Source organism: Frateuria sp., from assembly GCF_013362045.1.
Lineage (GTDB): Bacteria > Pseudomonadota > Gammaproteobacteria > Xanthomonadales > Rhodanobacteraceae > Frateuria_A.
The window spans coordinates 1-4,479 of sequence record NZ_JABFWW010000163.1; the positions used below are offsets into that span (position 1 = coordinate 1).

4 protein-coding genes are annotated in these 4,479 nt (G+C 72.1%); all 4 read right to left on the bottom strand.

The features are described from left to right. Positions 1 to 1,427, bottom strand: a 1,427-nt coding sequence (locus tag HOQ08_RS07870; RefSeq protein WP_291193035.1) for a methyl-accepting chemotaxis protein, incomplete at its 3' end; no start/stop codon positions are given. Between the two features lie 242 nt (positions 1,428 to 1,669). Further along, positions 1,670 to 2,926 carry a glycosyltransferase gene (locus HOQ08_RS07875; RefSeq protein ID WP_291193037.1) on the bottom strand — a complete coding sequence of 419 codons (1,257 nt, stop codon included), beginning with the start codon at positions 2,924 to 2,926 and terminating at the stop codon, positions 1,670 to 1,672. Continuing rightward, positions 2,923 to 3,747 carry a UDP-2,3-diacylglucosamine diphosphatase gene (locus HOQ08_RS07880; RefSeq protein ID WP_291193039.1) on the bottom strand — a complete coding sequence of 275 codons (825 nt, stop codon included), beginning with the start codon at positions 3,745 to 3,747 and terminating at the stop codon, positions 2,923 to 2,925. The genes HOQ08_RS07875 and HOQ08_RS07880 overlap by 4 nt, the downstream gene beginning before the upstream one ends. A 166-nt stretch (positions 3,748 to 3,913) precedes the next feature. Next, the gene (gene ssb, locus HOQ08_RS07885; RefSeq protein ID WP_291193042.1) at positions 3,914 to 4,438 is read right to left on the bottom strand and encodes a single-stranded DNA-binding protein; all 525 of its coding nucleotides are present in this window, start codon (positions 4,436 to 4,438) and stop codon (positions 3,914 to 3,916) included. Positions 4,439 to 4,479: the final 41 nt, after the last annotated feature.

The window sequence follows — 4,479 nt, forward strand, 5'->3', positions numbered from 1 at the left end:
GCTGCCTGTTCGCCGAGCGCCGCGTTCTCCTGCGTCATCGCCTGCATGCGTTCGGCCGCCTGCGCCACGCTGCCGACGTCCTGCGCGTGCGTGCGGCCGGCCTGGGCCATCGCGGCGACCACGCCCGCCAGCCGGTCGACCGAGCCGGCCACGTCGGCGAACATCTCGCCGCTGCTGCGCACCCGGGCCGTGCCCTCGGCGACCGCGCACTCGCTCTGCTCGATCAGCAGGCGGATGTCGCGCGCGCCCTCGCCGCAACGGCCGGCGAGCTGCTGCACCTCCCGGGCGACCACCTTGAACCCGCGGCCATGTTCACCGGCGTGGGCCGCCTCCACCGCCGCATTGAGCGCCAGCAGCCGGGTCTGGAAGGCCACCTGGTCGATGAGGTCGAGCACCTCGCCCATGCGCCGGCCGGCCTGTTCGATGGCCTGCATCGAGGCGACCGCCGACGCGATGGCTTCGCGTCCGCGCACCGAATGCATGCGGGCGTCGGCAGCCACGCGCTCGGCCTGCTCCGCGTGCGCCACGCCGGCCTGCAGGCCGGCTTTCATGCGCTGGAGCGAGCCCGTCGTGCTGTCCAGATAATCGCCCTGCGCCTGGGTGCGCCCGCTGAGTGCTTCGTTGCCTTTGGCGATGGCCACGGCAGCCTGTTCGACGCTGGCGGCGCGCTCGCGGACCTGCGCGACGACGGCGCCGAGTTGCCCGTCCATACCCGCCAGCGATCCCAGCAGGCGGTCGATCTCCCGTGCATGGCTGCCCTGCACCTGGGCGCCCAGTTGCCCCCGCGCGATGTCCGAGGCCAGCTGCATCGCCCGCGCAAGCCCGCGGTCGATGGAGCCGAGCACCATCCAGTCGGCGCTGGCGGACAGCAACAGGGTGACGCCCAGCAGGATGGCCAGCAGGACCAGCCCCCGCCGGTTTTCGCGGTGCTGGATCGCCGCCAGGCTCTGGCCCCGTTCCAGCGCCTTGCCGAAGAGGTTCGCGTAGTCGGTCTTCAGCGGCACCAGCGCCGGCTGCAGGTCGCCGGACACCTTCAGTTGCGCCATCGTGAAGTCGCCGCTGCCGAGCAGGGCCATCACCTCGTCGACGACCGCGTCCGCGTCGGCGCGGTGACGTTGTGCCAGCAGCAGCGCCCGCGCCTGGTCATGGCCGAAGTCGCTGGAGGCCAGCGTCCCCCAGGCACGCGCCGCGCTGGTCCGGTCCTTGTGGATGGCGGTGGCCGCGTCGTCCACGGCGGACGGCAGTTGGGTGAGCACGGCATGGACCACCGCCTGCGTCATGTCGTCGTAGTCGCTCTGGATGCGCCCGACCGCCGCCACCGGCGTGAGCGTTTCGCCGACCGCCTGCTGCAGGCGCTGGTCGGCGCGGTCCAGCTGCAGGCCGGCGACCGAACCGAGCAGCAGCATCAGCACACCCGAACCTACCAAGCGGAGCAGCAACCGCGTCCGCAGGGACAGAGGGCGCAACGAAGGCATACGCAAATGCATGGATGTTCGCGTGGGCAGGCCGCCCAGGGTGGGCGGCGTTGCACATGATTTTCACGCGCTGGCTGTCGCGCGCCGTTGCAGTGAGGTGGCAAAACCGTGACAGACCCGGCTCAGGGCTGCCGGTCGGCGCGTCCCGCCAAGGACCGGACGGCCCGCGTCGGCTGTGCGCGGGACGGCAAACCTCACTCTGCGAGGGAGGCGCTTTCGCGCAGCGGGGCCGGTCGCGCCGCCGCATACACCGCGAGCAGCCGCGCCATCATCGCATCGACGCCCCATGCCCGTGCGTCGCCCGGGCCCGCCGCCGCCATCGCGGCGCGGCGCTCCGGCTGTTCGAGCAGCTCGGCCACGCAGCCGGCGAACCGCGGCACCTCTTCCGGCGCGATGCAGGCGCTGCGCGCGCCACGCAGCACCGTCGCCGTCCCCAGCACGGCGGTGGAGACGATCGGCGCACCCAGCGCCATCGCCTCGATCAGCACCAGGCCCTGCGTCTCCGTGGGCGAGGCGAAGACGAACAGGTCGGCGGCGCGGTAGCAGTCCAGCAGCGCGTTCTGGCGGTCGAGGTTGCCGAGGAACATCACGTGCGCCCCCAGCTTCAGTTCCTGCGCCAGCGCCTTCAGCCTCGGCGCATCCGGCCCCTCTCCTGCGACAACCAGCAGCAAGGCAGGGAACCGCGGCACGAGCTCGCGCGCGACGCGCAGCAGGAAGTCGATCTGCTTCTCGCGGGCGAGCCGGCTGACCGTCACCAGCACTGGGCGGTCCCGCGCGATGCCGTGCCGCGCGCGGAAGGCCGCCCCGCTGCCGCCGTGGAACTCGTCCAGGTCCAGGCCGGTGGGCAGCACCGTGCTTGCCGTGCGCACGCCGTAGCGGGCGAGCACCGCCGCCATTTCGCCGGTCGGCACGATGACGTGGTCCACCGCGTTGCACAGCCGGCGCGACATGCGCCGGGCGAACGCCTCGCTGGCCGCGCGCGGCAGCCACGGCAGGTAGTGCCCGATGTAGGCCTCGAAATAGGTGTGGTAGGTCTCCACGACCGGGCAACCGATGGAACGGCGCAGGCGGCTGCCCAGCTGGTGCGCGCGGAACGGCGTGTGCACGTGCACCGCGTCCCACGTGCGTGCTGCCAGTGCGGGCAGCAGATCCCGCAGCGCGTCCATGCGCATCAGGCGGTCTTCCGGGTCGAAGAAGATGCGCCTCGCCGGCAGCCGCAGCACCTCGAAGCGCTCGCCCAGTTCGGCATCGTGCCGCGGCTGCGCCGGATCGCAGTAGTCGGGCGCGACCAGCGTCACTGCGTGGCCGGCCCGCACCAGAGCGCGGGCGGTGGCGCGGATGGAGGTGGACACGCCGTTGATGCGCGGGAAATAGACGTCCGACAGCATCAGCACCCGCCGTGGCGCGGTCGTCGCCTGCGCCGGGGCCTGGCCTTCCGCTGCCGCGCTCATGCGGCCTGGCCCATCGCGGGAGCGGCGGCCGCGACGCGCGCCCGGCGCGGCGACACCCGGGCAAGCGTCTCGTGCGTGTGCGACAGCAGGCGCAGGCTGCCGTCGGCATCCTCGACCAGCGCGGTCAGCGACTCGACCCAGTCGCCGTCGTTGGCGTAGACCAGGTCGTCCCGCAGCGCGAGGGCGGCGCGGTGCACGTGCCCGCAGACGATGCCGTCAAGCCGCCGCCGGCGGGCGTCGGCCAGGCCGGCGTCCACGTAGCGCGCGATGTACGCCTCCGCCGCGGCGCTGCGCCGCTTGAGGAACTCGGCCAGCGACCAGTAGCGGCAACCGAAGCGGCGCCGCAGCCGGTTGAGCAGCATGTTGCCGGTGAGGATGCGGTAATAGAGCCAGTCGCCGAAGCGCTCCTGCAGGCCGCCGAACTGCGTCTGCGCGTCGTACTCGTCGCCGTGCACGACCAGCAGCCGGCGCCCGTCGGCGGTGACGTGCACCGCGCGGCGGCGGATCTCCATCGGCGGCAGCGCCAGGCCGCAGAGCCGGCGCGCCGGCCGGTCGTGGTTGCCGGGCAGGTAGACGATGGCGGTGCCCGAGCGCCACAGGCGGTGCAACTGCTCCACCACCTGGTTGTGCGCCGCGCCCCAGCGCGCTCGGTGCGAGGCCAGCCACCAGAGATCGACGATGTCGCCGACCAGGTACAGGCGCTCGCAGCGCAGGCCCGCGAGGAAGCGCGCGAGCTCGGCGGCATGGCAATGCCCCGAACCCAGATGGATGTCCGAGATGAAGGCGGTGCGCAACGCGTGGACGGACGTGGCTCGATGCATGCCGCTGGCCTGGTCGGGGCTGGCGGCAGCGTCGGCCCTGCGCGCGACATGCGCATGACGAAGCGGCAACGGAAAGATGACAGCTCCGACCGCCGCATAATGAAAAACCCCCGACGAATCGGGGGTTTGTGAGTCAAAACCGTACAAAGACGGTCTAAGGTGTCCTCTAGAACGGAATGTCGTCGTCGTCGAAGCCGCCGCCGCTCTCTGCCGGCGCCGGCGCGTTCTGGCGCGGGGCATTGCCGTAGTCGTTGCCGCGCGGCTGGCCGCCGCCGTAGTTGCCACCCTGGCGCTGGCCGCCGCCCTGCGGGCGCTCACGGAAGCCACCGCCGCCGCCACCCGTGCCGCCGCCCTCGCCGCCGCCGAGCATCTGCATCTCGCTGGCGATGATGTCGGTCGAATAGCGCTCGATGCCGTCCTTGTCGGTGTACTTGTCGGTGCGCAGCGAGCCTTCGATGTAGACCTGGCGGCCCTTCTTCAGGTATTCGCCGGCGATTTCGGCGAGGCGGCCGAACAGCTTCACGCGGTGCCACTCGGTGCGCTCCTGCTTCTCGCCGCTCTGCTTGTCGGTCCACTGCTCGGAGGTGGCGATGCGCAGGCTGGTGATCGCCGTGCCGCCGCCGGTATAGCGGGTCTCAGGGTCCGCGCCCAGGTTGCCGACGATGATGACCTTGTTGATGCCGCGTGCCATGTGGATTCCTCGCTGTGCTGGCGGCCGGCGCGGGGCCCGCC

Excerpts from the sequence above, each read along its gene's own strand:
- ssb (WP_291193042.1), bottom strand. The coding sequence starts at position 4,438 with ATGGCACGCGGCATCAACAAGGTCATCATCGTCGGCAACCTGGGCGCG.
- HOQ08_RS07875 (WP_291193037.1), bottom strand. The coding sequence starts at position 2,926 with ATGAGCGCGGCAGCGGAAGGCCAGGCCCCGGCGCAGGCGACGACCGCG.
- HOQ08_RS07880 (WP_291193039.1), bottom strand. The coding sequence starts at position 3,747 with ATGCATCGAGCCACGTCCGTCCACGCGTTGCGCACCGCCTTCATCTCG.